The sequence below is a fragment of the Rhodoferax sp. BAB1 genome, assembly GCF_013334205.1.
Taxonomy (GTDB): Bacteria; Pseudomonadota; Gammaproteobacteria; order Burkholderiales; family Burkholderiaceae_C; genus Hylemonella.
This window is the reverse complement of the sequence record NZ_CP054424.1, coordinates 972036-997290: the sequence shown is the minus strand read 5'-3', so window position 1 is coordinate 997290 and position 25255 is coordinate 972036. Positions and strand designations below refer to the sequence as shown.

Genomic DNA, 25255 nt, shown 5'->3' with positions numbered 1-25255 from the left:
CCCGCTAACGCGGGGACTGCGGGGTTCACGGTTTGTCATGCGCGCCACGCGACGCTATAGTCAGCCAAATTCTTGAAACAAAACAAGCTTTTAGCTTGCAGCAAGGGAGGCGCGAGGATGAACGTCCGTCCATGTTATTCCGCACTTTCGCGGTCCATATCACGTTAGGGCTCACATGGGACGAGCGCTGTCGCCACACACGACCTTCCTTCTCAGCACAGGAGCCTTCATCGCACTCTCCGTGGTCACAAGTGCGTTCGGCATCGCTAGTCCGTGGCTGACGCTGAACGAGAACCAGATTCTCTATCTCTTCTCCACGACAGCACAGGTAATCGCCGCAGTCTACGGCCTCACCCTCACCGGCTTCCTCTTCTTTCGCAACGAACTTACGCGCGAAGCGAACGAAGACGAAACGTTGGAAGAAGCGATCGATGAGCTGAAGACCCGCTACTTCAAGCTACTTGTGTACATCACTGGCCTAGTCGCCCTCACCCTGCTTCTTGCGAACCTCGTCATCTCGCACGAAACTTCTCCACAAACCGACCTCACTACGATCCTCATCAATGTTGGCCAGTCTGCGTTTGCGGTGGCCTTCGCAGCTATCACGCTCTTCGTGTTTGATGTGATTGCACCGCAACGCATCGAACGGGCGAGCCAGAACCTCCAAGATGAACTTGATCCTTCGCGAGACCGCGAAGCGCGTGGAAGCCTCGAGGACTTCCTCCGGAACTACAACCAGATCGAAGGCCTGCTGTCCGAAGCAGGAGAGCCGTATCAGTCATATGCGACCGCCTCCGCACAAGCGAGGCTGCCAAGGAGAATGTCAAACATGCGCTTGGCGGACATTCTGTTCCGAAGTGAGCGAATCAACGGTTCTCTGCATGGGCACCTTCGCGAGTTGATAACGCTCCGAAACGCGATCATTCACGGTGCCGAACCCATCGTCAGCCAAGAGATCGTCGCCACCTCCGCAACGGTGCTCGCCGAGTTGCGAGCCGTGTTGCAATCGGAGCGGTGAGCTCTAGCGGCACCTAATTCAGGTCAAGAGTTCAATCATGCCCACGCTCGACGAGGTATATGCCAAGTTCGGAGAAACAGCCGAGGCCGCCCAGCTTCTGGAACTTGAGCTGGGCAACTCACTGATCTTCGCCGCTGTGGACCTCCATGGGTTGGCCAAGATTCGAAGCAAGTCACTGGGGCGGAAGCTCATCGGGGAGATCGATCGCAAGACGCTTGGTCAATTGCTAGCCTCGCTTCGAAAGTCTGCGCCACCTCCACCGGAGCTTGAAGCTGAGCTTGCTGTGGCGCTGTCCGAACGCAACCGGCTCAATCACTCTTTCTATAGGCAACACAACTTTCGTCGCAATAGTGACGAAGGTCGCACCATCATGATGGCTGACCTCCAAGTCATCCACGAGAGAATCCTTGGGGCTTACACCAGCCTAATGATCTTTTCAGGAACTGACGTCCAGAAGAATCCAATTCCGTTCACGCCAGTCACTCATCTCAACCTAGAGGTCAAGGGCGATGGTGACGCCTAACCCCTCCGACAAGGGCACGCGATAGCGTGCCCTTGTCGCATTTGTCTTCGGTTTTCGGTTTCCCCCACCCTTGTGTCTGTGCCGAGAAGCGCAGCGGCAGGCGGATCAAGAGACGCGCATGTCTGAGCGCAGCGAGTTTGCGCGGCTCCCGCCTGACGCGAGCATCGCAGGTTGCCCCGGCGCAGCCGGGGACACAGACACCAGGGTCGCCTTCTCTTTGCTTACTTTCTCTTGGCGAAGCAAGAGAAAGTGAGTCGGCCGCCGGGCCGAGACCCGGCAAGCCACGCAAGAGGAAACTCATCACGAAGAAGAGCCTTCGACAAGCTCAGGCCGAACGGAGAATTTCCCGAACACCCTCAGACATCAATCGAGCTTGACCCCAGCGTCCTTGACGAGCTTCACCCAGAACTTCTCGTCCCGGGCCAGGAAGGCCGCATAGTCCGCCGGCGACTGGGACAGCGAGACCTCGGTGCCCTCACGCGCCAGCGCGGCCTTCACCGACTCCTGCTGCATGGCCGTCTTCGTCGCCTCGAAAAGCTTCTGCACGATGGCCGGGGGCGTGCCGGCCGGCACGAAGAAGCCGTACCAGAAATCGAGTTCGTACTCCGGCAGTCCGGCGTCCTTCATGCCCGGCAGATCCGGGAACAGGGCGCTGCGTTCGGTGGCACTGATGCCCAGGCCGCGCACACGACCGGACTGGATGTGCGGCAGTGTGGACGGCGGCGTGCCGAAGTAGATCTGGGTGTCGCCTGCGATCAGCGACTGCATGGCCGGACCGCCGCCGCGGTAGGGAATCTCGGTGAACTTGACCCCGGCGACCTGGGCAAACTGCGCCGCGCCCAGATGGGTCGCCGAGCCATTGCCGGCGGTGGCTACGTTTAGCGCACCGGGGTTGGCCTTGGCCTTGGCGATCAGTTCCTTGACCGAGTTGAGGCCGGCGTTGGGGTTGACCGCGATCACCAGCGGCGAAGCGGTGAGCTTGGTCACGGGCAACAAATCATTGGGCTTGTAGTTCAGTTTGGGATTGAGCGCGGGGTTGACCGAAATGGAACTCGGGCTGGCGATCAGCAGGGTGTAGCCGTCCGGCGCCGACTTGGCCACCATGTCGGCGGCAATGCTGGAGCCGGCACCGGCCTTGTTCTCGATCACGATGGGCTGGCCCAGGGCGCGGCCCAGGGCATCTCCCACCGAGCGCGCCACATAGTCGGCCGCGCCACCCGGGGCGAACCCGACCACCAGCCGGATGGGCTTGCTGGGATAAGCGGCCTGCGCCCAGACCGGGGTGGTGCCGCCCAGGGCCAGCAGGGCGGCCATCAACATGGATTTGTATTGCATGGTGTGTCTCCTCAAGTTTTTCTGTCGAGACTGCGGGGCACAGGCCCCGCATCAGCCTGCTCACTCCAGCTTGACGCCGGCGCTCTTGACCAGGTTCACCCAGAACTTCTCGTCCTGGGCCAGGAAGGCGGCGTAGTCAGCGGGCGATTTGGAGACCGACACGTCGGTGCCTTCGCGTGCCAGGGCGGCTTTCACGCCGGGCTGTTTCATCGCTTCCTGGGTGGCCTCGAACAGCTTCTGCACGATGGGCTGCGGCGTGCCGGCGGGCACGAAGAAACCGTACCAGAAGTCGATGAGGTAGTCCGGCAAACCGGCTTCCTTCATGCCGGGCAGGTCGGGAAACAGCGGCGTGCGCTCCAGCGTGCTGACGCCGAGGCCGCGCAGACGGCCGGCCGTCACTTGGGGCAGCACCGAGGGCGGCGTGCCGAAGGTGACCTGCGTGTCGCCGGCAATCACCGACTGGATGGCCGGACCACCGCCACGGAAGGGGATGTGCTGCATCTGCACGCCAGCCACCTGGCTGAACAGGGCCGCGCCCAGGTGCGGGGCCGAGCCATTGCCCGAGGTGGCGAAGTTCAGCTTGCCGGGGTCCTTCTTGGCGCGGGCGATCAGATCCTGGACCGAGTTGATGCCGGTGGCCGGATTGACCGCGATCACCAGCGGCGAGCTGGTGAGCTTGCTCACGGGCTGCAGGTCGCTGGGCTTGTAGGGCAGCTTGGCGTTGAGCGCGGGATTGACCGAGATGGAGCTCGGGCTGGCGATCAGCAGGGTGTACCCATCGGGTGCCGACTTGGCCACCATGTCGGCGGCGATGCTGGAGCCGGCACCGGCCTTGTTCTCGATCACGATAGGCTGGCCCAGGGCGCGACCCAGGGCATCCCCTACGGAGCGCGCCACGTAGTCGGCCGCACCGCCCGGGGCGAAGCCCACGATCAGCTTGACGGGTTTGTTCGGGTAGGCCGGCGCCTGGGCCAGGGCGGTCTGGGAGCAGGCGCCCAGGACCAGGGCTGCCAGTAAGAGCCTGGTCACGGTCTCCCAGGGGCCGCGCAAGCACCTTGCCGGGATGGGATGCAAGGCGTAAAACGAAGCCGGGCTCCATGCCCGGCGAGGCTTTGCAACGCCGCAGACCGCCCGGCAAGGCGCTTGCCCTTCGGGTTGGGGCGAAATCGGGCGATTTGTCCACCAAATCCCTTGCATGGGCATCAGCCCATGCGGCGGAATGTTGGCGGCCAACTCATCCCGATTGCGCCCCAACGCGGCCCCTGCGAAACCGTGACCAGGCTCTAAAAGTTTGCGTTTGTGCATGTCGTATCTCCTCGTTGGTTATGGTTGGCAAACGTCGTGACGGAATGCAGATTCAGGAAAGCCCGGCCAGCACGATCTTGCCCATGTGCTGGGCGGCTTCCATGGCGGCCTTGGCCTCGGCGAGTTGCCCGAAGGGCAGCACACGGTCGACCAGCGGCACGATGCGCCCATCGGCCAGCATGGGCAGGATCTGGGCCTTGAAGGGCGGCACACCCGCGGCCTTCATGTCGGCATTGCGCAATTTGTTGGACACACCGAAGAGCGTGAGACGCTTGGCGTGCAGGGCATCCAGGTCGATCTCGGCGTGCAGCGCTCCATCGACGTAACCCACCACGGCCAGCCGGCCCTGGAAAGCCAGGCAGCGCACGCTCTCGGCGAACATCGTGCCGCCCACGGCGTTGACCACCAGGTTCACACCCTTGCCGCCGGTGGCCTGCATGACGGCGTCATGGAAGTCGGGCGCGCGGGTGCAGATGCCGAGGTCCAGGCCCAGGGTCTTGAGGTGGTCGAGTTTGGCCTGCGAACCCGATGTGCCGATCACCTTGGCGCCCAGGGCCTTGGCCATGGTCAGCGCCGTCACGCCCAGGCCCGAGGACACACCCGGGATCAGCAGCCACTGGCCGGCCTGGAGCTGGCCTTGCAGCACCAGCATGTCGTGCACCACCAGGGACGACAGGGGCACGGCCGCGGCCTGCTCCCAGCTCAGCTTGGCAGGTTTGGGCATGGCTTCGCGTGCATCCATCAGCACGTACTCGGCAAAACCGCCGCCGCAACGGCCCATGACGGCGTCGCCGGGTTTCAGCTCGCTGACGCCGGCACCGCAGGCCACCACTTCGCCTGCCGCTTCCATGCCTGCGGCCTTGGCACTGCCTTCGGCCTGCAGGCTGTGGCCGATGATGAATTCGCCGCGGTTCAGGCCAGCGGCGCGCACGCGCACCAGCACCTGGCCCGGGCCGGGTTCCGGCTTGGGAATGTCGCGTAACTCGACGGCGATCTTGCCGCCCGTGATCTTGGCCCAGTAAGACTTCATCTTCTTGTCCTTGTCTGCTTCACTTGCCGCGGAACACGGGCTTGCGTTTTTCCATGAAGGCCTTACGGCCCTCGGCATAGTCTTCGCTCTGGAAACAGCCCTGGATCAGCGCGCGGCACTTGTCGAAGTCCACCTCGGGCGAAGGCTTGAGGATCTCGACCACGATGGCCTTGCCGGCGCGCACCGTCAGCGGCGCATTGGCAGCCAGGGCCTGGGTGTATTCGGCCAGCAGGGCGGGCAGCTGGTCCGGCGCGCAGACACGCGAAATCAGGCCCACCTCCTTGGCTTCCACCGCGCTGATGCGGCGCGCGGTGAAGAACAGGTCCTTGGCCACGCCGGGGCCGACCAGGTCCACCAGGTTCTTCATGGCCGAATAACGGTAACCCAGCCCCAGGCGCGCGGCCGGGATCGAGAACACCGCGTCGCTGCTGGCGATGCGGATGTCGCAGCTCATGGCCACGTTGACCCCGCCGCCGATGCAATAACCACGGATGCAGGCCAGCGTGGGCTTGCTGAAGTTGTAGATGCCCATGAGCGCCTGCTCGGCCATGAGCTCGTAGCGGGCCACGGCCTCGCGCGCGGCGCGCATGTCCTCGAACTGCGAGATGTCGGCGCCAGACACAAACGCCTTCTCGCCGGCACCGGAGAACACCACCAGGCGCACACGCTCGTCGGCCTCGGCCAGCGCCAGCAGCACGGGCACGGCCTCCCACATGTCGACCGACAGCGCGTTATGGCGCTCGGGGTTGTTGAAGCGGATGTGCAGGGTGCTGCCGTCCTCGTCCATCCAGCTCTGCACCCGCTCGGTGGGGGAGGTGTAGGTGATCTCTGCCATCTCAATAAACTCCTTGTGCCTTCAGGCGCTTCATTTCGTCATCGGCCAGGCCGAGTTCGTGCAGGATCTCCGCACTGTGCTCGCCACGCTTGGGGGCCGCGCGGGCGATGGTGCTGGGCGTGCGTTCCAGCTGCACCGGCTGGCCCACCAGACGCTGCGCGCCATGGTGCGCCGAGACCACTTCCTTGACCATGCCCAGGTGCTGGACCTGCGGCTCCTCGAACACTTCCTGCACGTTGTTGATCAGGCCGCAGGCCACGCCACCCTCGTTGAAGCGCTGGACCCAGTAGGCACGGTCCTGCGCGGCCAGGCGGCGGTTGATCTCTTCGTTGAGCGAGTCGCGGTTGACCGAGCGGCCCATCTTGTCGTGGTAACGCGCATCCGTCACCCACTCGGGCGCGCCCAGGATGTCGCAGAAGCGCTCCCAGATCTTGGAGCCGAAGACGGCGATGTTCATCCAGCCGTCACGCGCCTTGTAGACGCCGGTGGGGATGCTGGTCGGGTGGTAGTTGCCGGCCTGCGTGGGCACCTCGCCGTCGATCAGCACACGCGCGGTCTGGAAGTCCATCATGTAGACCATGGACTCCAAGAGCGAGGTGTGCAGGAACTGCCCCTTGCCCGAAGCCTCGCGCTCCAGCAGCGCGACCAGGATGCCCTGGGCCGCGAAGATGCCGGCGCAGAGGTCGGCAATCGGGATGCCCACGCGCATGGGGCCGTCGCCCGGCTTGCCGGTGACCGACATCAGGCCGCTCATGCCCTGGGCGATCTGGTCGAAACCCGGGCGCTGGGCTAGGGGGCCGCTCTGGCCGAAACCCGAGATGCTGGCGTAGACCAGGCGCGGGTGGTCTTTTGCAAGCGTCTCGTAGTCGATACCCAGGCGGAACTTGACGTCGGGACGGAAGTTCTCGACCACCACATCGGCCGTGGCGATCAGGCGCTTGAGCACGTCTATGCCTTCCGGCTCCTTGAGGTTGAGCGTGATGGAGCGCTTGTTGCGGTGCGTGTACTGGTAGTCCGAACCATCCTGGCCGCCCAGGGTGTCGTCGCCGCGCATGTGCTCGGGCATCTGGACCTGGATGACGTCGGCCCCCCAGTCGGCCAACTGGCGGCAGCAGGTCGGGCCGGCGCGCACCTGGGTCAGGTCGATCACGCGAAAACGCGCCAGGGCGGGGGAAGCGGGGAGATGGGGCATGGAAAAAGATCAGCGAGTCAAACTGGGACGCAGTGTCCTGTGCAGGACACAAAGTGTCAACAATTTTTGATGAATAGATGACACTTTTAATGGTTTTCCCCAACCCGTCCCCAACAGCGGGTGCTACCATCCAGCCACCCCGAAGCCGCAACGCCCGACCTGCCCCATGGACTCCGTCAAAGAAAAAACCGAGCAAGGTCTCTCCCCCGCCATCGCGGAAGAACTCAAGCGCCTGATCTACAGCGGCGAGATCCAGCCCGGCGAGCGCCTGAACGAAGCCGCTCTGGCCCTGCGCATGGGCACCAGCCGCGGCCCCATCCGCGAAGCCATCCGCATGCTGGCCGGCCTGGGCCTGGTGACGGCCGTGCCCAACCGCGGCGTCTTCGTGCGCCAGATCTCGGTGCGCGAAATGCTGGAGATCTACGAGCTGCGGGCCCTGATCTTCGGTTTCGCCGCCGAACGCGCCTGCGAACACCTCGACGACACGCACCGCGCCGAAATGGAACAGCTGCTGGTCCAGATGGACGCCGCCTGCGAGGCCGGCGAAAGCACGGCCTATTACGAACACAATCTGCGTTTTCACGCCCTGATCCTGCAGCTCTCGGGCAACCAGCGCGCCCACCAGGCCTACGACGACCACGTCAAGGAACTGCACCTGTTCCGGCGCCGTTATTTCAATGCCCCCGGCAATATGCGCCGCTCCAATACCGAGCACCGTGCCATCTTCGAGGCCATCGCCAAGGGTGCGGCCAGCCGGGCGCGTACCCTGGCCGAGCGCCATGTGCTCTCGGGGCGTGACCGTCTGCTGACCCTGCTGGACCAGCCGGCCTGAGTGCCCCCCCTGCGCGCCAGGCGGGCCCCGGACTTGTAGGAAAATCGGGGCTATGACCTCCCGCCCTGTCCGCTCCCAGTACGAAGACTTCATGCGCCACGTCTACACGACGGGCGTCACCAAGACCGACCGCACCGGCACCGGCACGCGCAGCGTGTTCGGCCACCAGATGCGCTTCGACCTCAACGAAGGTTTCCCACTGGTCACCACCAAGAAGGTGCACCTGCGCTCCATCATCCAGGAGCTGCTGTGGTTCCTCACGGGTTCGAGCAACAACAACTGGCTGAAGGAACGCGGCGTCTCGATCTGGGACGAGTGGGCCCGCCCGGACGGCGACCTGGGCCCGGTCTACGGCGTGCAGTGGCGCAGCTGGCCCACACCGGACGGCGGCCATATCGACCAGATCGCCGAGGTCGTCAAGACCCTGAAAACCAACCCCGATTCGCGCCGCATCATCGTCAGCGCCTGGAACGTGGCCGAGCTCAACAAGATGGCGCTCATGCCCTGCCACGCTTTCTTCCAGTTCTACGTGGCCGAGGGCAAGCTGAGCTGCCAGCTCTACCAGCGCAGCGCCGACATCTTCCTCGGCGTGCCCTTCAACATCGCCAGCTACGCCCTGCTCACCCACATGGTGGCGCAGCAGTGTGACTTGGCGGTGGGTGACTTCATCTGGACCGGTGGTGACTGCCACATCTACAGCAACCACCACGAACAGGTGGAACTGCAACTGAGCCGCACGCCCTACCCCTACCCCACGTTGAACATCAAGCGCCGGCCGGATTCGATCTTCGATTACCAGTTCGAGGACTTCGAGGTGCTGGACTACCAGTGCCACCCGGCCATCAAGGCACCGGTGGCCGTGTGATCAGCTCCCGGCAACTGCTGACCCTGATCGCCCTCACGCTGATGTGGGGCATCAACTGGCCGATGATGAAGTTCTCGCTGCGCGAACTCTCGCCCATGTACTTCCGCGCGCTCACCATGACGGCCGGCGCGATCTTCCTCTACACCTGGTACCGGGCCCAGGGCCTGCGCATGTTGCCGCGCGGCGCCGAGTGGCGCTCGGTGCTCGCCATCGGCGCGCCCAACATGCTGGGCTGGCACACGGCGTCCATCCTGGGCGTGAAGGAGCTGGCCTCGGGGCGTGCGGCCATCCTGGGCTTCACCATGCCGATCTGGACCGTGCTGATCAGCGTGCTCTTCCTGGGCGAGAGACTCACGCGCCGCACGGCCGTCGCCGCGGTGGCCGTGGCCATCGCCATCGCCCTGCTGACCTCCAGCGAATTCACGGCGCTCAGCGGCCGGCCGCTGGGCATCGTCTGGATGGAAATTGCCGCCGTCTGCTGGGCCGTCGGCACGCTGCTGATGCGCCGCGCCACCCTGACCCTGCCGGTGGAGACCCTCACCATCTGGACCATGATCCTGGCCAGCGCCTGTCTCTGGTTGATCGCCCTGGCCAGCGAGCCTTGGCCCAGCTGGCAATTCACCGGCCCCATGTGGGCCAGCCTGGCCTACGGCGCCTTCATCAACTACGGCTTCGCCCAGACCCTGTGGGCCGGGCTGGCACGGCATCTGCCGCCGTCCACCAGCGCCATGAGCATCATGGCCATCCCGCTGATCGGCACCCTGAGCGCCACCGTCATCGTGGGTGAATGGCCGCACTGGCAGGACTACCTGGCCATCGTCTTCGTGATGGCCGCCATTGCCGCGGTGCTGCTACCGCCGCGTTCCCGGAGAGCGACCGCATGAAACTGCACCTCATCTTCGCGCGCGCCGCCAACGGCACCATCGGCAAGGACGGCGTGATGCCCTGGCACCTGCCCGAGGACCTGGCCCACTTCAAGCGCGTGACGCTGGGCAGTCCGGTCATCATGGGCCGCAAGACCTGGGAATCGATCCCGGCGCGCTTTCGTCCGCTGCCTGGCCGCACCAACGTCGTGGTGACACGCCAGCGCGACTGGTCGGCAGCGGGCGCGCACGTGGCGCACTCGCTGCCCGAGGCCATGGCCCTGTGTGGTGCCGTGAACGACGCCTGGGTCATCGGCGGCGCCGACATCTATGCCCAGGCCCTGCCACTGGCCAGCACGGCCGTGGTGACCGAAATCGACGCCACCTTCGAGGGCGACGCCTTTGCGCCACAATTCGGGCCCGGGTGGAAGGAAACGCAGCGTGAACACCACGCCTCCTCCACCGGCCTGAAATTCAGTTTTGTCACTTACACGAACACAGAAGGAACCTGACATGTCCGGAGGCGGTTTTCACGTGCACGGCCCGCACGACCACGAGCTCGAACACGCGCAGCAAGGCGGCCATGGCGAGCACGGCGGCGGCATGACCAACCAGATCGCCCTGTTCACGGCCATCATCGCCACGGTGGGCGCCATCTTCGCCTACATGGGCGGCGCCACCCAGGCCAATGCCGGCCTGTACAAGAACAACGCGGCCCTCAAGAAGACGGAAGCCTCCAACCAGTGGAACTACTTCCAGGCCAAGAGCACCAAGCAGTCGCTGGCCGAGGTCTCGCGCGACCTGACGCCCAAGGCTGACGAGCGCGTCAAGTACCAGGCCAAGATCGACCGCTACGAGAAGGAAAAAGGCGAGATCAAGGTCGTGGCCGAGAAGCTGGAGGCCGAGGCCACGGACTGGGACAAGAAGAGCGACGAGCAGATCCACTTGCACCACCGCTGGGCCCAGGCCACCACCGTGCTGCAGGTGGCCATTGCCCTGGCCGCGATCGCCCTGCTGACCCGCAAGAAGTGGCTGGAGTACGCCATGTTCGCCGGCGGCGCCATCGGCATGGGCGTGGGCATCCTCGCCATGCTGCACATCTGATCGCACACTGCCCATGCAACTCGCCACCTGGAACGTCAACTCGCTCACCGTGCGCCTGCCGCAGGTGCTGGACTGGCTGGTCACCAACCCGGTGGACGTGCTGGCGCTGCAGGAACTCAAGCTCACCGACGACAAGTTCCCTTTTGACGCCTTCACGGCGGCGGGTTACCAGGCCGTGTGCTTCGGCCAGAAGACCTACAACGGCGTGGCCCTGCTCTCGCGTGCACCGCTCGAAGCCGTGGTGCGCAACATCCCGGGTTTCGAGGACGAGATGGCCCGCGTGATCAGCGCCACGGTGAACGGCGTGCGCGTCATCGGCGCCTATTTCCCCAATGGCCAGGAGCCGGGCTCGGACAAGTTCGCTTACAAGATGCGCTGGCTCACGGCCCTGCAGGGTTGGGTACGCAGCGAACTGGCCGCGTTTCCGAAGCTGGTGCTCATGGGCGACTACAACATCACCTTCGACGACGCCGACGTCTGGGACCCGGTAGGCCTGAAGGACACCATCCACTGCACCGAGGAAGAGCGCACCCACCTGCGCGCGCTGATCGCCCTGGGCCTGACGGATTCAGTCCGCCTGTTCCCGCAGCCCGAGAAGAACTATTCCTGGTGGGACTACCGCAACATGGCCTTCCGCCGCAAGCAGGGCCTGCGCATCGACCACATCCTGATCAGTGAGGCGCTCAAGCCCCTGGCCACTTCCTGCGCCGTGGACCCCACGCCGCGCAGGAACGAACGCCCCAGCGACCACGCCCCCGTGGTGCTGGAACTGCAGGGGCTCTGAGCGCCCTGGCCCGTCGGTCATGGACACGCTGGGCTACACCCTCTTTCCAACGCCCCTGGGCTTCTGCGGCATTGCCTGGAACAGCCGGGCGCTGACCTGCGTGCAACTGCCGGAAACCGATGAAGCAGCCACACTCGGGCGTCTGGCACGGCGTTTCCCGCAGTGCCAGCGCATCGAGCCTCTGCCCTTTGTGAGGGACGCCATCGCTGCCATCACGGCCCTGCTCGAAGGCCACCCCGGCGAACCGCGTGATCTCACGCACCTGCCGCTGGACATGTCCGGCGTGCCTCCCTTTCACCAGCGCGTCTACGAACTGGCGCGCCGCATCCCGCCAGGCGAAACCCTGAGCTATGGTGAAGTGGCGCAGCGCCTGGGTGAACCGGGCGCGGCCCGCGCCGTGGGCCAGGCCCTGGGGGCCAACCCCTTTGCGCCCGTGGTGCCCTGCCACCGCGTGCTGGGCGCGCTGACGGGCACAGGCGGTTTCTCAGCCCATGGCGGGCTGTTGACCAAGCTGAAGATGCTGGAGATCGAGGGCGCGCGCTTAGGCGGCCCGGGGCTGTTCGACTAAAGCCAGCCGCGATCGAAAGCCAACCGTCTGGTATCGACCGGGGACGCCGTGGATCGGGCTCGGCCCGGCCGCTAGCGTCGCCCGCGGCTCCAAGCCTGCCTGCGCAGGCTTGGACGGACCCGAAGAGCCGGAGTCTCCGACGTCGGCACCGGGCGGCCAGAGGCCGCTTCGGGGGCGTCCTACTCTTCCAGCCCCAGCTCCTGGATCTTGCGGGTGATAGTGTTGCGGCCTATGCCCAGCTTGTGGGCCGCCTCGATGCGCCGGCCACGCGTGCTGTCCAGCGCAGTGAGGATGAGCTTGCGTTCGAAACGCTTGGTCAGTTCGTCCCAGACATCCATGCGGCCACTGAGCAGCAGTGCCATGGCCTCGGCCTGCAGGCCGCTTTCCCAGTCACCGGACGAGGGCATGCCCGCCACCGGTGCAACCAGTGCCACGGGCTCCGGCGTACCGCCTGCCGTTGCGGAGGACGCAGGCACGGCAGCGGCCACCTCACCCGCCACTTGGCCGATCTCGGGCGGCAGGTCCTTGGGTTCGATCACCTGGGCCGGTGCCATGACGGTCAGCCAGTGGCAGATGTTCTCCAGCTGGCGCACATTGCCGGGGAAACCGAAGCGCCCCAGCCGCTCCAGCGCCGCATCCGAGATGCGCTTGGGCTCGACGCCGAGTTGGCGCGCGCTCTGCTGCAGGAAGTGGCGCGTCAGCATGGGCACGTCTTCGCGCCGCTCGCGCAGGGCCGGCAGGCGCAGGCGGATGACGTTGAGGCGGTGGAACAGGTCTTCGCGGAACACGCCTTCCTTGACACGCTGCTCCAGGTCCTGGTGGGTGGCGGCGATCACGCGCACATTGGCCTTGACCGCGCTGTGGCCGCCGACACGGTAGAAATGGCCGTCGGACAGCACACGCAGCAAGCGCGTCTGCAGGTCGAAAGGCATGTCGCCGATCTCGTCGAGAAAGAGAGTGCCGCCCTCGGCCTGCTCGAAGCGGCCGCGGCGCATGGTCTGCGCACCGGTGAAGGCACCGCGCTCGTGGCCGAAGAGTTCACTCTCCAGCAGATCCTTGGGGATGGCTGCCGTGTTGATCGCCACGAAGGGCCCATTGGCGCGCGGCGAGTGCTTGTGCAGGGCACGTGCCACCAGTTCCTTGCCCGAGCCTGATTCGCCGGTGATCAGCACCGTGACATTGCTCTGCGAGAGCCGGCCGATGGCGCGGAACACGTCCTGCATGGCCGGGGCCTGGCCCAGCATCTCGGGCGCTTCGTCGATGGACTCCTGCGCCACCTCCTCGCGCTGGCTTTCCTCGACGGCGCGGCGGATCAGCTCCACCGCCTTGGGCAGGTCGAAAGGCTTGGGCAGGTATTCGAAAGCACCGCCCTGGAAGGCCGAAACGGCGCTGTCCAGATCGGAGAAGGCCGTCATGATGATGACGGGCAGGCCGGGATGGCGGGCCTTGACCTTCTCCAGCAGCTCCAGGCCGGAGCCGCCGGGCATGCGGATGTCGCTCACCAGCACCTGCGGGCCCTCGCCCTCATCATCGAGTGCGGCCAGCACCTCGCGCGGGTTGGTGAAACTGCGCGTGGGCATCTGCTCGCGTTGCAGCGCCTTCTCCAGCACGAAGCGTATGGACTGGTCATCATCGGCGATCCAAATCGGCTTCATGTCGGCTACACCCTTAGGTCATGCTGCCTTTCTCAGGGCAGCGGTATCAATATTTTGAAATCGGTCCGGCCCGGCTCGCTGTCGCACTCGACCAGGCCATGGTGCTGCTGCACGAAGGTCTGTGCCAGCGTCAGCCCCAGGCCGGAGCCGCCTTCTCTTCCCGACACCAGCGGGAAAAAGATGCGGTCCTTGATCGAGTCCGGCACGCCGGGCCCGTTGTCGATGACATGCAATTCCAATGCCAGCTTGTAGCGCTGTTTGCCGAAAGTGATCTGGCGCGCGATCCGGGTACGGAAGGTCAGTCGCGCATCACCCGCGGCGATGCGCTCGGCCAGGGCCTGGCAGGCGTTGTGTGCGATGTTGAGCACGGCCTGGATCAGCTGCTCGCGGTCACCGCGGAACTCGGGGATGGAGGTGTCGTAGTCGCGCACCACGCGCAGCCCCTTGGGGAACTCGGCCAGGATCAGCGAGCGCACGCGTTCACAGACCTCGTGCATGTTGACGTCGCCCACCACATGGGGGCGACGGTGCGGCGCCAGCAGGCGGTCCACCAGGGTCTGCAGGCGATCGGCCTCGTGGATGATGACACGCGTGTATTCCGTCAGCTGGCTGTCGATCTCCATCTCCAGCAACTGGGCCGCACCGCGAATCCCCCCCAACGGGTTCTTGATCTCGTGCGCCAGGTTGCGGATCAGCTCCTTGTTGGCCTGGGCCTGGTCGAGCAGGCGCTCCTCGCGCTCCTGGCGGGCCTGCTGCTCCAGCGGCAGCATCTCGATCAGGATGTCACCCGGCTGATCGGTCTGCGTCAGGATCACATGCACGGGCAAGGGGTCGCGCCCGGGGCGCTTGACCCAGGCGTCATAACGCAGTGCGGCAAACTCGTTGTCACGCAGCCCGCCCAGGGCAGCGGCCAGGACCTGGGGCTCGGTGTAGTAATCCGCCAGGGCGGAACCTTCGATGCTGCGCCGTGACATGCCCAGCGCATCCTCGAGGGCGGCATTGGCATAGACCACGGCACCGTCGCCATGCACGATGGCGACGAGCGTGGCGAGGAGGTCGAAGGGCTGGAAGCGGCTGACGGAAATGGCGGTCGGTTTCAAGCCGCCTATTTTGACTCAGATACAGAGGCCTCAGGAAGACGATCGAGTTCGCGGCGCAGGCCGGCCAGATCGCTTTCATTGCGCTCGATGCTGGCCTTGAGATCGGCCACACGGTCCAGGTACTTCTGGTGGTTGCGGAACTCGGGGCCCATCTTCTCGGGTTCGCCGTTGTTGTATTCCTTGACCAGTTCGGCCTGGCGGGCCTCGGCCTTGCGCAGTTCGGACTCGATGATCATGCGGGCATCGGCATCACGCTGGCGCTGGCGCTCGCCCTCCAGGCGCGAGACCGCCTGGTTGGCTGCGGCCATGCGCACTGACTCGGTCGCACGCGGACGTTGCACCACGGTGACGTTGCCGCCTTCGAGCAGCTTGCAGCCTTTCTGACCGGGCGGCAGGGTGTTGGTGTACTCATTGCCGCAGCGGTAGATGCGGCCCTGGGCCTGGGCCAGATCGGCCACAGCCAGACCTGCTACGAAAAACGTAGCTGTCAACGAGATCAGTAAAGGCTTCTTCATAGGGTTCTCCGCGCATCGGAAATGCAGGGACGGTCTGAGAGTATCGGCTATTCCCATGAAAAATCAAACCCTGAAAATTCACGAAAAACAAAAAGGACGGCCAAAGCCGTCCTTTTTTTGCGACAGGCTGTAACGAATCACAGCCTGCGGTCGCCCCTTTACAGGGAGTAGTACATGTCGTACTCGACCGGGTGCGGCGCCATGCGGAAGCGCGTGACTTCGCCCATCTTCAGCTCGATGTAGGCGTCCAGCATGGAGTCGGTGAACACGCCACCCTTGGTCAGGAAGGAGCGGTCCTTGTCCAGGTAGTCCAGGGCCTGGTCCAGGCTGTGGCAGACGGTCGGCACCAGCTTGTCCTCTTCCGGGGGCAGGTGGTACAGGTCCTTGGTGGCAGCTTCGCCCGGGTGGATCTTGTTTTCCACGCCGTCCAGACCGGCCATCATCAGGGCCGAGAAGCACAGGTAGGGGTTGGCGGACGGGTCCGGGAAACGTGCCTCGATGCGGCGACCCTTGGGGTTGGCCACGAAGGGGATGCGGATCGAAGCGGAACGGTTGCGCGAACTGTAGGCCAGCTTCACCGGGGCTTCGAAGCCGGGCACCAGACGCTTGTAGCTGTTGGTGCCGGGGTTGGTGATGGCGTTCAGGGCACGGGCGTGCTTGATGATGCCGCCGATGTAGTACAGGGCGAAATCGCTCAGGCCGGCGTAGCCGTCACCGGCGAACAGGTTCTTGCCGTCCTTCCAGATGGACTGGTGCACGTGCATGCCGGAGCCGTTGTCGCCGGCGTAGGGCTTGGGCATGAAGGTGGCGGTCTTGCCGTAGGCGTTGGCCACGTTCCAGACCACGTACTTCAGGACCTGGGTCCAGTCGGCGCGCTGCACCAGGGTGCTGAATCGGGTGCCGATCTCGTTCTGGCCGGCGCCGGCCACTTCGTGGTGGAACACTTCGACCGGAATGCCCAGGGATTCGAGGATCAGGGCCATCTCGGCGCGCATGTCCTGCGTGCTGTCAACCGGGGGCACCGGGAAGTAGCCGCCCTTGGTGGTGGGACGGTGGCCGCGGTTGCCGCCTTCGAGCTGCTTGCCGCTGTTCCAGGGGGCTTCGTACTCGTCGATGGCGAACATCACGTTGCCGGGCTCGTTGCTCCAGCGCACGCCGTCGAAGATGAAGAATTCGGGTTCCGGACCGAAATAGGCGGTGTCGCCAATGCCGGAAGCCTTCAGGTAGGCCTCGGCGCGCTTGGCGATGGAGCGCGGGTCACGGTCGTAGGACTTGCCGTCGCTGGGCTCGACCACGTCGCACTGCAGGAACATCGTGGTCTCTTCGAAGAAGGGGTCGATGTTGGCGGTGTTGGGATCGGGCATGAGCTGCATGTCCGAAGCCTCGATGCCCTTCCAGCCGGCGATGGACGAACCGTCGAAGGCGTGGCCCGAGCTGAACTTGTCTTCATCGAAGTGGGAAACCGGCACGGTCACGTGCTGTTCCTTGCCACGGGTGTCGGTGAAGCGGAAGTCAACGAACTTGACTTCGTTTTCCTTCACCATCTTCATCACGTCTGCGACGGTCTTGGCCATCTGGTACTCCTGGTAGGAAGGTTGATTAAAAGTTACGCAAGCACATGAATGCAGTTTCTGTGCCAATCCGGCTTATGCCGGCCTGCGTCGAATTCGGTATTTTGCCTTGAGTTTGGGCGCCATCTGAAGGCGAGTCATGCACCGCTCCAGAAACTTTCAACGCATATGCCTTAGTTTGGTGCAATAAATATGCACTGTATTTGTGCATTACTGGTTACGCACCAATTCGGGGCCAATCTTGGCGCCAGCCTGGCGCAGGCCCTCCAGCAGTTCGGCATAGGCCGGCGGGGTCTGCTGCGGGCTGCCCTTGACCCCCAACTCGATGTGCCGGCCATGCTGGGGATGGTCGACACTGGGCAGGCTGAAGACCTTGATGCCGGCATGCCGCGCCTCGATGGCCTGCATCAGGGGCGTGAGCGTGGCCTCCATGGCACCGTAGACGATGACGGACTGCTCGCACCAGGCATCGCGGCGGAACAGTGGGGCATAAAACGTATCCAGCACCCATTCGACCATGGGCCAGGCCATCACCGGGAAACCCGGCACAAAATGGACTGCGCCCTGCCCTGTCGGCGCAGCACAGCTGAAGCCCGGGATCTTGTTGTAGGGATTGGGAATGATCTGCGCGCCAAGGGGAAAAACTCCCATGTTGAGGCGGTGCACATTGTCCGGACGATCCGGCTCGTAATTCAGACCCTGTTCGCGCGCCACGTCCTGCATGCGCTCGCGGATCAGCCCTTCGGCCTGCGGGTGCAGGGCAAGCTCCACCCCCAGGGCACGCGCCGCGCACAAACGCGTGTGGTCATCGGGCGTGGCGCCGATGCCGCCGCAGGAGAACACGATATCCCCTGAAGCGAAGGCGCGCGCCAGGGTCGCCGTGATGCGGTCCGGATCGTCGCCCACGTAATCGGCATACGCGAGCTGCAGGCCGCGCGCACCCAGCAGTTCGATCACCCTGGGAAGATGCTTGTCGGCACGCTTGCCGGAGAGGATTTCGTCACCGATGATGATGAGACCGAAGGACATGGAAGCATCAGGCATGGGGTTCGGACGAGGAGCTGCTGTCGTCCTGCAGGATAGGCGCCGGACTGGACACCGTCAGCGCCTCGCCCCGCAGGAGGGTCAGCGCTGCCAGCCCGTAATGGGTGAACCAGAGCGCGGCAAAGATGAACACAAAGGTGTAGATCCAGATCGCCAATGGCACCAGCAGGGGCGCGAGCACCACCGCCATGGCCCCGATCGCCCAGATCAGGCCCGGCGCTGCCCCCATGTAACCGCTGAGCACGCCGATGCCCAGCAGCCAGTAGCGATGGCGACGCATCAGCTCTTCGCGCTCCTCCAGGGTGGCATGCAGGGCCAGCGCGTCGTAGACCATGACACGCGCCGTGAGCCAGCCCCAGACCAGGGGCGGCACCACGATCACCAGCGGAGGGATCAGCCACAGCGGCAAGGTCAGGACCAGGGCCAGCAGCGCCAGCAGGGCCGAGCCCAGGCCCAGCAGCAGGCTGCCCACGAAGGTCCCGCCGCGCCGCTGCGCCAGCTTGGGGAAACGGCGCTCGGTCACCAGCCTGACGATGGCGGGCATGGCCAGCCAGGCCACCGTGAGCAGGGACAGCACGATCACCAGCGGCAGGACCAGCATGATCAGCAGCAGCGGCGCCAGCACGTTGCGCAGGTGCGCCATGCCCACGCTGTCGAGCCAGCGGAACAGGCTTTCCATCAGGGCCCAGTCCGACAGCCAGACCTGCAAGCCCAGCACGGCCGGCTCCCAGAACAGCCAGAACAGGCCCACACTCAAGGCCGCCAGTAACAGCAGGGGCAGGAAAGACAGCGCAATCACGCGCGGCTGCAGGCAATAGGCCAGCGCACGCCAGAAGGAGTCCAGGAAAAGTGTCATGTTCCAAGCATACCTTGGCGCATGTTTCAAACCTGTTTCAGGCCCGCCCGGCCAGCCGTTTCAGGCCCAGCCATTGCTGCGCCCAGAAGCCGCGCCCGTAATCGCGCCCCTGCTCCACCTGGTCACGGATGCCGGTCGGGTCGTAACGCAGCTCGAAGTTGGCGGTGCCAAAGAGCATGTCCCACCAGGGCAGGAGCACACCGAAGTTGCAGCCGCCGAGTTTGACGCCCCCCACGCTCGGCACTGACGTGTCCTCGCTGCCCCCCGAGGGGGCCCTCGCGCCTTGGGGCGGCCCGGCGACGCTCAAGGTGTCTTTGTTCGGCTTGGCTTGCAACTCATGGCCGATCCCGATGCTGTGATGCCGGCGGTGGAAACGCGGGCTGATCCACAGCCGCTCACCCCAGCGGCCGAACCAGAGCCGCACATTGGCGTGCTGCAGGCTTTCGCTGAGCTGGGTGATGGCCACGATGGCCACGAACTGCCCCGGCGCCACGCCGATGAACTGCGCCAGCGTGACCAGCAGCAGGTCCCGGATCAGGTCGTCAAGCAGATGGTTGCGGTTGTCGCTCCACAGCGTCATCTGGCGCTGAGAATGGTGCAGCGCGTGCAGGCGCCACCACCACTCGAAGTGGTGCTGCCCCCGGTGCAGCCAGTAGTCGAAGAAATCCATCACCAGCAAGTACATCAGCAGGCTGAGCAGGGGCTGGTCGGTCACGCCGGGCCACAGGTCGTCCAGGTGCAGGGTCGGCAAGCCGGCCACGCGCAGCATGCCGATCAGTTCGTCCAGCAAGGGCGTCAGGGTGAAAAACAGCACCAGTCGGAACAGGCCCAGGCGGTGGATCAGGGTGTAGATCACGTCGACACGGATGGCGGCACGGTCCGTCACCGGCTCCACCGGGCGCCAGCGCTGCAGCGGGGACAGGAGCAGCAGCATCACCACCAGTTGCAGCAGGCCGATGAGCAGCCAGCCGGTCCCGCTGTAGGCATCCTCGAGCCGATTGCCCAGGCCCATGGCAAACACCAGCGGCTGCACCAGCCCCTCGAACAGCCACTGCTGCAGATCGTTGAAGGCGTTGATCAGCGCGTCCATGCCCGATTATTTCCCGGCCGGCAAACGCTGGGCGATCCAGCCCTGGTAGTCCGGGTGCTCGCGCAGGGTGCGGAAGCAGAAACCGCGCGCCTTGAGCCCAACGATCAGCGGCTCCAGCACCGCCGGCGCCCAGGGATCGCGGCGCGACCAGATGCCCAGGTGCGCCATCAGCACGTCACCGGACCGGATGTCACGCAAGGCCTTGTTCAGCAGCGCCTCGTTGGGGTACTTGTCGCTGGGCAATTCATCGCCCAGGAAACCGGCCGGGGCCCAGCCCACGTGCAGGTAACCGCACTGGCGCGCCGCCGCCAGCAGGGCCGGCGAGGTCTTGCCACCGGGGGCCCGGAACAGCGGCAGCGGGGCGCGGCCCGTGTGCTGCTGCAGTCGGACCGAGGCCGCGTCGATGGCGGCGCAATACTGTGCCGCCGTCCAGACCTGGTCGCGTCCAGCCTGGGCTCCGGCCGAGGCACGCACGCGAAAAAGCACACGGCCGTCAGCCTGCGGCAGATCTGCCCGCCAGTAGCTGTGGTCCAGCGTGTGCGAGGCGAAGGCGTGCCCCTCGTCCGCGCGCGCGCGCCACCAGGCCGCCCAGTGCGGGCCCAGGCTGCCATCCCCCACCTGCGTGCGCTCGTCGGCGGCAAAAAAAGTGGCGCGCACCTGCTGCCGCTGCAAGACCCCGGCGATCAGATCGGCCACACCCATGTGTCCGGTGTCGAAGGTCAGGTAGACCGGCTTGCTGCAGCCTTCGACGGCTGGAGGGCTGGCGGCCACCGGCAAGGCCAGGACCAGCAGTGCCAGCCCCAGGGTAGGGATAAGGCTACTGGCGCGGCGCATGGTCCAGGGTCCAGACCCCGTGGGGCGATTTGCCGACCCGGATCTGGCGCACCACCTGGCGCGTGCCGGTGTCGATCACGCTGAGCTTGCCGGCCCAGCGCGACGACAGCAGGATGTAACGCCCGTCGGCCGTGAGGTCCATGCAGTCCGGACCACCGGGGCCGGGGTATTCATCCACCACGGCCATGGTCTTGAAGTCGATCTTGCTGATGGTGTTGGCCACCCGGTTGCTGACCAGCACATGGCGGCGGTCCCCCACGGCGCGAAAGGCGTGCGCGCCCTTGCCGGTGGGGATGAGCTGCACCGCCGCCGGCACCGGCATGGCCAGGTCGTAGACCTCCACACCCTCGCCGCCGGTCAGGCCCACCAGCAGGAAACGGTCGTCGGGGGTGCCGAACACGTCGGCCGGCATGGGGCCGGTCTTGATGCGCCACAAGGGCTGCTGACGCTGCAGGTCGATGGCCAGCAGCTCGTCACTGTCCTGCATGGTCACATAGGCCACCGTGCTCTTGCTGTCGATCCAGATGTGGCTGGGCGTCTTGCCGGTGGGAATGCGCCTGGCCAGCGTCAGGTCGCGACCGTCCCAGCGGTAGATGTCGACGTGGTTGAGCCGGTTGGCAGCGGTGACGAACCACTGCATGTCGGGCGAGAAACGCAGGTGGTAGGGATCGAGGATGCCGCGCACGGTGCGCTGCACCTCCGCCGTGCGCGGATCGACGAAGGTCAGCGTATCGCTGAAGGCATTGGCGATGATCAGCGACTTCTCGTCCGGCGTCAGGTAGAGATGGTGCGGTTCCTTGCCCGTGGCAAAGCGCTTGATCTCCTTCCAGCTCACCGGGTCGATCACGCTGACATCGGCATCCTTGGAATTGAGCACGAAGATCGGTGCCGGTGTGGCCTGCGTCTGCGCCAGGGAGGGCCCGGTCGCCAGGATCAGCAGCAGAACGAAAGCGCAGGAAAAAAGCTTCGGCATGGAACACTCGCGACTAAGGAGTTCCAAGTGTAGCGGTCGCCGTCAGGGCGCCGCCTCAGCGGGCTTGGGGCAGGTCAAGACCTGGGCGCAAGGGCAGCGCCAGACGCGGTGCCATCCTGGGCCTGCGCCAGATCCTGGGGCGTGAGCCAGCGCCACTGCCCCGGCGCCAGATCGGGCGGCAAGACCAGGCCACCAATCTGCGAGCGGTGCAGGGCCTCGACCCGGTTGCCGACGGCGGCCACCATGCGCTTGACTTGGTGGTACTTGCCGGCCGTGAGGGTCAGCCGCAGGTGTAAGGGGTCGCTGAGTTCGCAGGCGGCCGCGCTGACCGGCCGCGGGTCGTCGTCCAGCACCACGCCCGCCAGCAACTGCTGCAGTTCGCGCTCGCCGGCCGGATGCTTGAGCGTGACTTCATAGACCTTGGGCACCACATGGCGCGGCGAGGCCAGGCGGTGGATCAGCTGGCCATCGTCGGTCAGCAGCAGCAGGCCCGTGGTGTCCTGGTCCAGCCGGCCGATGGCCTGCACCCCCTGCACGGCGCCCTTGTTGGGGCGCTGGCGCAGCGGCGCCGGCAGCAGGGTGTAGACACTGGGCCAGGCCGAGGGCTTTTGCGAGCATTCGGTGCCGGCCGGCTTGTGCAGCATGATGCAGGCGCGCCGGTGGCAGACCCATTCCAATCCCTGCACGCGCAGGCGCAGGCCTTCGTCCTCGTAGTCGGCCGTGGCCTCGGTACAGAGATCGGCCGCCCCCGCGCCGCTGGCCGGGTAGATGGCCACATGGCCCTGCTGGATCAGGCCGGCACACACCCGGCGCGTGCCAAAACCCTGGGCGTAAAGAATGTCCTGCAACTGCATGAAAAGGTCTCAAGGGCACGGCTGGCAAGGCCGGGAAGTTCAAAAACTGTAGCGAATCAGCACGCTGACCCTGCAATCAGGGCCCGTTTCCGTGCAAAAGTACATCCCAAAGCCCCTCCAACTTGCTCCAACTTCGCTTATCTGGTTCAGGATAGGGGCTGTAGACCTTACACTTTTCGCAAACAACGATACCGCTGCATATGAACGGGTACACAGGGTGGATGATAGTCGCAGGGCTCATGGCCGTGAGCGGTGCACTGGGTGCGTACGCCTACGCCGCGCACCTGAAAAAACAGGAGCTGGCCAAGCGACGCATCCCGCGCAAATGGCCGCTGGCTGTTCGAGCCATGGTGAACAGCCGGGAGCGGCTCGTCTGGCGCTGGATGCTGCGCGCCTTCCAGGACCAGCACGTCATGGTCAAGCTACCGGTGACGCGCTTCACCATGCCGCAGATCCGGGAGGAAGGCCAGCACTGGTTCCAGATCCTCAGCGGGGTCTACTGCACTTTCACCGTCTGCAATGGCGAGGGCCAGGTCGTCGGCTGCGTTGATGTCCCCGGCCCGCAGGGCCTGTCGCTGAGCAACCAGACCCTCAAGCACACCCTGCTCTCGCAGTGCAATGTGCGTTACTGGGTGGTTGATCCCGAGCATCTGCCCAGCCTCAGCACGATCCGCGCCGCCTTCCTGGGCGAACAGGCCGTGATGAAAGAGGAACTGGAGCGCGTGCGCACGGAAACCGAGTTCAACCAGACACGCGCCAACCTCAAGGCCGCCCTGTCACGACAACGCGGCCACCAGCCCACGGCCAGCGAGTTCGCCCGCCTGGATGCCCTGCTGTCGGCCGATCCGCACAGCCACGAAGCTTACGAGAGCCAGCTCTCCACCACCTGGAAGCACGACTCCTTCGTCGCCCCGCTGGACAGCCGGTCCGGCGAACTCACCGAAGGCCGCTGACCCGCCTTCCGCCCGGCCGGGCATGCAAAAAGACCCCGACCGTCACCGGCCGGGGTTTTGTATTTGGGGACCGGGAGATTCGAATCAGCCGGCGCTTGCCAAGCTCACTGGCTCAGGCCAGCTCGATCAATTGCAGGAGCTCGCCCGGCGCATGGATCAAGGCGTGGGCACCCCAGCCCGAAACATCGTTCTTCTGGCCCAGGTAACCGTAGGTGGCGGCCACCGTGCCCATGCCGGCCGCCAGGCCCGCCACGATGTCGCGTTCGTCATCACCGACATAAAGACAGCGCTGCGGATCCAGCCCCAGGCGGCGCGCGGCCTCGAACAAGGGCGCCGGATGCGGCTTGGGATGCGGCGTGGTGTCACCGGCGACGATGGCCCGTGCACTGGCAAACAGGGGCATGGCGCCCGTCAGCGGCAGGGTGAAACGCTCGATCTTGTTGGTCACCACGCCCCAGGCCAGCTCGCGTTGCAACAGGGCCTCGACCAGTTCGACCACGCCGTCAAAGGCGTAAGTACGCTGCGTCATGCAGCGCTCGTAGTTCGCCATGAACTCCTCGCGCAGTTCGTTGTAGCCCGGGTCTTCCGGCCGCAGGCCGAAGGCCACGCCGATCATGCCGCGCGCGCCGGCCCCGGCCATGGGGCGATAGTGCTCCAGCGGCAGGGGCGGCAGGCCGCGGTCGGTACGCATCTGGTCGGCCGCGGCACCCAGGTCGGGTGCGCTGTCGATCAGGGTGCCGTCCAGGTCGAAGAGGACGGCCTCGATACCGGCAAACGACCTCATCGCGGTTCCGGCTTGCGCGTGGCCAGCAGGTAGTTGACGCTGGTGTCGCCGCTGAGCCAGTAACGCCGGGTCAAGGGGTTGTATTCCATGCCGCGTGTGGGGCCCAGTTCCAGGCCTGCCTGGCGGCAGTGACGCGCCAGTTCGCTGGGACGGATCATCTTGGCGTATTCGTGCGTGCCGCGCGGCAGCATGTTGAGGATGTACTCGGCACCGACGATGGCGAACAGGAATGATTTGGGGTTGCGGTTGATGGTGGAGAAAAACACCCAGCCCCCGGGTTTGACCAGGGTGGCACAGGCCCGCACCACGGAGGCCGGGTCCGGCACGTGCTCCAGCATCTCCATGCAGGTCACGACATCGAAACTGCCGGGCTGCTCGGCCGCCAGGGCCTCGGCCGCCACCTCACGGTAATTGACGTTGGGCGTACCGGCTTCCAGCGCATGCAGCTGGGCCACCTTGAGCGCCTTGGTCGACAGGTCGATGCCCGTGACCCGGGCGCCCTTGCGCGCCATGGCGTCGGACAGGATGCCACCACCACAGCCGATATCGAGCACCTGCCGGCCGGCCAGTGGCGCCAGGCCGTTGATCCAGTCCAGGCGCAAAGGGTTGATCTGGTGCAGTGGGCGGAATTCGCTCTCGGGATCCCACCAGCGGTGGGCGAGTTCGGAAAACTTGGCCAGTTCGGCCGGATCGGCATTCACGGTAGACGTCATGACGCAATTATCTGCTGAGCAATAAAAAAACCCCGCCGAGGCGGGGTTTGTTTCAAGCG

The 25255-nt window shown here is 65.3% G+C and carries 27 protein-coding genes; 10 read left to right on the top strand and 17 right to left on the bottom strand.

Going from position 1 to position 25255, the window contains the following annotated elements:
- The first annotated feature begins 175 nt into the window (after positions 1-175).
- Together HTY51_RS04910 and HTY51_RS04905 are read left to right on the top strand one after the other, a co-directional pair.
- On the top strand, positions 176-1018 hold the full coding sequence (locus tag HTY51_RS04910; RefSeq protein WP_174251684.1) for a hypothetical protein: 843 nt from the start codon (positions 176-178) through the stop codon (positions 1016-1018).
- A 37-nt stretch (positions 1019-1055) separates the two neighbouring features.
- Positions 1056-1541 (top strand): hypothetical protein, encoded by a 486-nt coding sequence (locus HTY51_RS04905; RefSeq protein ID WP_174251683.1) that lies wholly within the window; start codon positions 1056-1058, stop codon positions 1539-1541.
- A gap of 363 nt (positions 1542-1904) precedes the next feature.
- Here HTY51_RS04905 and HTY51_RS04900 read toward each other — a convergent pair whose 3' ends face one another.
- From HTY51_RS04900 to HTY51_RS04880, 5 genes are all read right to left on the bottom strand, one after another.
- The gene (locus tag HTY51_RS04900; protein ID WP_174251682.1) at positions 1905-2876 is read right to left on the bottom strand and encodes a tripartite tricarboxylate transporter substrate binding protein; all 972 of its coding nucleotides are present in this window, start codon (positions 2874-2876) and stop codon (positions 1905-1907) included.
- Positions 2877-2936: 60 nt separating this feature from the next.
- The gene (locus HTY51_RS04895) at positions 2937-3905 is read right to left on the bottom strand and encodes a tripartite tricarboxylate transporter substrate binding protein (RefSeq protein WP_254606991.1); all 969 of its coding nucleotides are present in this window, start codon (positions 3903-3905) and stop codon (positions 2937-2939) included.
- A 328-nt stretch (positions 3906-4233) separates the two neighbouring features.
- Positions 4234-5211 carry a zinc-binding dehydrogenase gene (locus tag HTY51_RS04890; RefSeq protein WP_174251681.1) on the bottom strand — a complete coding sequence of 326 codons (978 nt, stop codon included), beginning with the start codon at positions 5209-5211 and terminating at the stop codon, positions 4234-4236.
- A gap of 19 nt (positions 5212-5230) precedes the next feature.
- On the bottom strand, positions 5231-6046 hold the full coding sequence (locus HTY51_RS04885) for an enoyl-CoA hydratase (protein WP_174251680.1): 816 nt from the start codon (positions 6044-6046) through the stop codon (positions 5231-5233).
- 1 nt (position 6047) lies between these two features.
- Entirely contained in the window at positions 6048-7238 is a 1191-nt protein-coding gene (locus tag HTY51_RS04880; RefSeq protein ID WP_174251679.1) for a CaiB/BaiF CoA-transferase family protein, read from the bottom strand.
- A gap of 166 nt (positions 7239-7404) precedes the next feature.
- Here HTY51_RS04880 and HTY51_RS04875 point away from each other — a divergent pair, with 166 nt between their 5' ends.
- The 7 genes from HTY51_RS04875 to HTY51_RS04845 are packed head-to-tail and all read left to right on the top strand — an operon-like array spanning position 7405 to position 12254.
- Complete coding sequence (locus HTY51_RS04875) at positions 7405-8070, top strand: GntR family transcriptional regulator (RefSeq protein ID WP_174251678.1); 666 nt, start codon at positions 7405-7407, stop codon at positions 8068-8070.
- A 52-nt stretch (positions 8071-8122) separates the two neighbouring features.
- The gene (locus HTY51_RS04870) at positions 8123-8935 is read left to right on the top strand and encodes a thymidylate synthase (protein ID WP_174251677.1); all 813 of its coding nucleotides are present in this window, start codon (positions 8123-8125) and stop codon (positions 8933-8935) included.
- Positions 8932-9819: a DMT family transporter gene (locus HTY51_RS04865; RefSeq protein ID WP_254606990.1), complete on the top strand. Its 888-nt coding sequence runs from the start codon at positions 8932-8934 to the stop codon at positions 9817-9819. The genes HTY51_RS04870 and HTY51_RS04865 overlap by 4 nt, the downstream gene beginning before the upstream one ends.
- On the top strand, positions 9816-10310 hold the full coding sequence (locus tag HTY51_RS04860) for a dihydrofolate reductase (RefSeq protein ID WP_174251676.1): 495 nt from the start codon (positions 9816-9818) through the stop codon (positions 10308-10310). Before HTY51_RS04865 ends, HTY51_RS04860 begins: the two co-directional genes overlap by 4 nt.
- Before the next feature lies 1 nt (position 10311).
- The gene (locus HTY51_RS04855) at positions 10312-10902 is read left to right on the top strand and encodes a DUF4337 domain-containing protein (protein ID WP_174251675.1); all 591 of its coding nucleotides are present in this window, start codon (positions 10312-10314) and stop codon (positions 10900-10902) included.
- Between the two features lie 13 nt (positions 10903-10915).
- Positions 10916-11686 (top strand): exodeoxyribonuclease III, encoded by a 771-nt coding sequence (locus tag HTY51_RS04850; protein ID WP_174251674.1) that lies wholly within the window; start codon positions 10916-10918, stop codon positions 11684-11686.
- A gap of 19 nt (positions 11687-11705) precedes the next feature.
- Entirely contained in the window at positions 11706-12254 is a 549-nt protein-coding gene (locus HTY51_RS04845) for a methylated-DNA--[protein]-cysteine S-methyltransferase (RefSeq protein ID WP_174251673.1), read from the top strand.
- 179 nt (positions 12255-12433) lie between these two features.
- Here the strand turns inward: HTY51_RS04845 and ntrC are convergent, their stop codons facing one another.
- The 10 genes from ntrC to HTY51_RS04795 all read right to left on the bottom strand — a co-directional run bounded on the left by ntrC (position 12434) and on the right by HTY51_RS04795 (position 22746).
- The gene (gene ntrC, locus HTY51_RS04840) at positions 12434-13909 is read right to left on the bottom strand and encodes a nitrogen regulation protein NR(I) (RefSeq protein WP_174251672.1); all 1476 of its coding nucleotides are present in this window, start codon (positions 13907-13909) and stop codon (positions 12434-12436) included.
- 32 nt (positions 13910-13941) lie between these two features.
- The gene (gene glnL / locus HTY51_RS04835; RefSeq protein WP_254606989.1) at positions 13942-15009 is read right to left on the bottom strand and encodes a nitrogen regulation protein NR(II); all 1068 of its coding nucleotides are present in this window, start codon (positions 15007-15009) and stop codon (positions 13942-13944) included.
- 5 nt (positions 15010-15014) lie between these two features.
- Positions 15015-15524 (bottom strand): hypothetical protein, encoded by a 510-nt coding sequence (locus tag HTY51_RS04830; protein WP_174251671.1) that lies wholly within the window; start codon positions 15522-15524, stop codon positions 15015-15017.
- Between the two features lie 158 nt (positions 15525-15682).
- A complete protein-coding gene (gene glnA, locus HTY51_RS04825) occupies positions 15683-17098 on the bottom strand; it encodes a type I glutamate--ammonia ligase (RefSeq protein WP_174251670.1) in 1416 nt (471 codons plus the stop codon).
- A gap of 207 nt (positions 17099-17305) precedes the next feature.
- Complete coding sequence (locus tag HTY51_RS04820; RefSeq protein ID WP_254606988.1) at positions 17306-18124, bottom strand: molybdopterin-binding protein; 819 nt, start codon at positions 18122-18124, stop codon at positions 17306-17308.
- A gap of 7 nt (positions 18125-18131) precedes the next feature.
- Positions 18132-18995, bottom strand: coding sequence for an EI24 domain-containing protein (locus tag HTY51_RS04815; RefSeq protein ID WP_174251668.1), 864 nt, complete (start codon positions 18993-18995; stop codon positions 18132-18134).
- A gap of 37 nt (positions 18996-19032) precedes the next feature.
- Positions 19033-20085 (bottom strand): sterol desaturase family protein, encoded by a 1053-nt coding sequence (locus tag HTY51_RS04810; protein ID WP_174251667.1) that lies wholly within the window; start codon positions 20083-20085, stop codon positions 19033-19035.
- Positions 20086-20091: 6 nt separating this feature from the next.
- Positions 20092-20919 carry a polysaccharide deacetylase family protein gene (locus tag HTY51_RS04805; RefSeq protein ID WP_174251666.1) on the bottom strand — a complete coding sequence of 276 codons (828 nt, stop codon included), beginning with the start codon at positions 20917-20919 and terminating at the stop codon, positions 20092-20094.
- On the bottom strand, positions 20903-21892 hold the full coding sequence (locus HTY51_RS04800) for a YncE family protein (protein WP_174251665.1): 990 nt from the start codon (positions 21890-21892) through the stop codon (positions 20903-20905). The genes HTY51_RS04805 and HTY51_RS04800 overlap by 17 nt, the downstream gene beginning before the upstream one ends.
- Positions 21893-21966: 74 nt before the next feature.
- On the bottom strand, positions 21967-22746 hold the full coding sequence (locus HTY51_RS04795) for a 16S rRNA pseudouridine(516) synthase (protein ID WP_174251664.1): 780 nt from the start codon (positions 22744-22746) through the stop codon (positions 21967-21969).
- A 221-nt stretch (positions 22747-22967) separates the two neighbouring features.
- Between HTY51_RS04795 and HTY51_RS04790 the strand changes: the two genes are divergently transcribed.
- On the top strand, positions 22968-23699 hold the full coding sequence (locus HTY51_RS04790) for a hypothetical protein (protein WP_174251663.1): 732 nt from the start codon (positions 22968-22970) through the stop codon (positions 23697-23699).
- A gap of 112 nt (positions 23700-23811) precedes the next feature.
- On the opposite strand, the gene HTY51_RS04785 is transcribed toward HTY51_RS04790, so the two are convergent.
- Both HTY51_RS04785 and ubiG read right to left on the bottom strand, forming a co-directional pair.
- Complete coding sequence (locus HTY51_RS04785) at positions 23812-24483, bottom strand: HAD-IA family hydrolase (RefSeq protein ID WP_174251662.1); 672 nt, start codon at positions 24481-24483, stop codon at positions 23812-23814.
- Positions 24480-25196: a bifunctional 2-polyprenyl-6-hydroxyphenol methylase/3-demethylubiquinol 3-O-methyltransferase UbiG gene (gene ubiG, locus HTY51_RS04780; protein ID WP_174251661.1), complete on the bottom strand. Its 717-nt coding sequence runs from the start codon at positions 25194-25196 to the stop codon at positions 24480-24482. Before ubiG ends, HTY51_RS04785 begins: the two co-directional genes overlap by 4 nt.
- Positions 25197-25255: the final 59 nt, after the last annotated feature.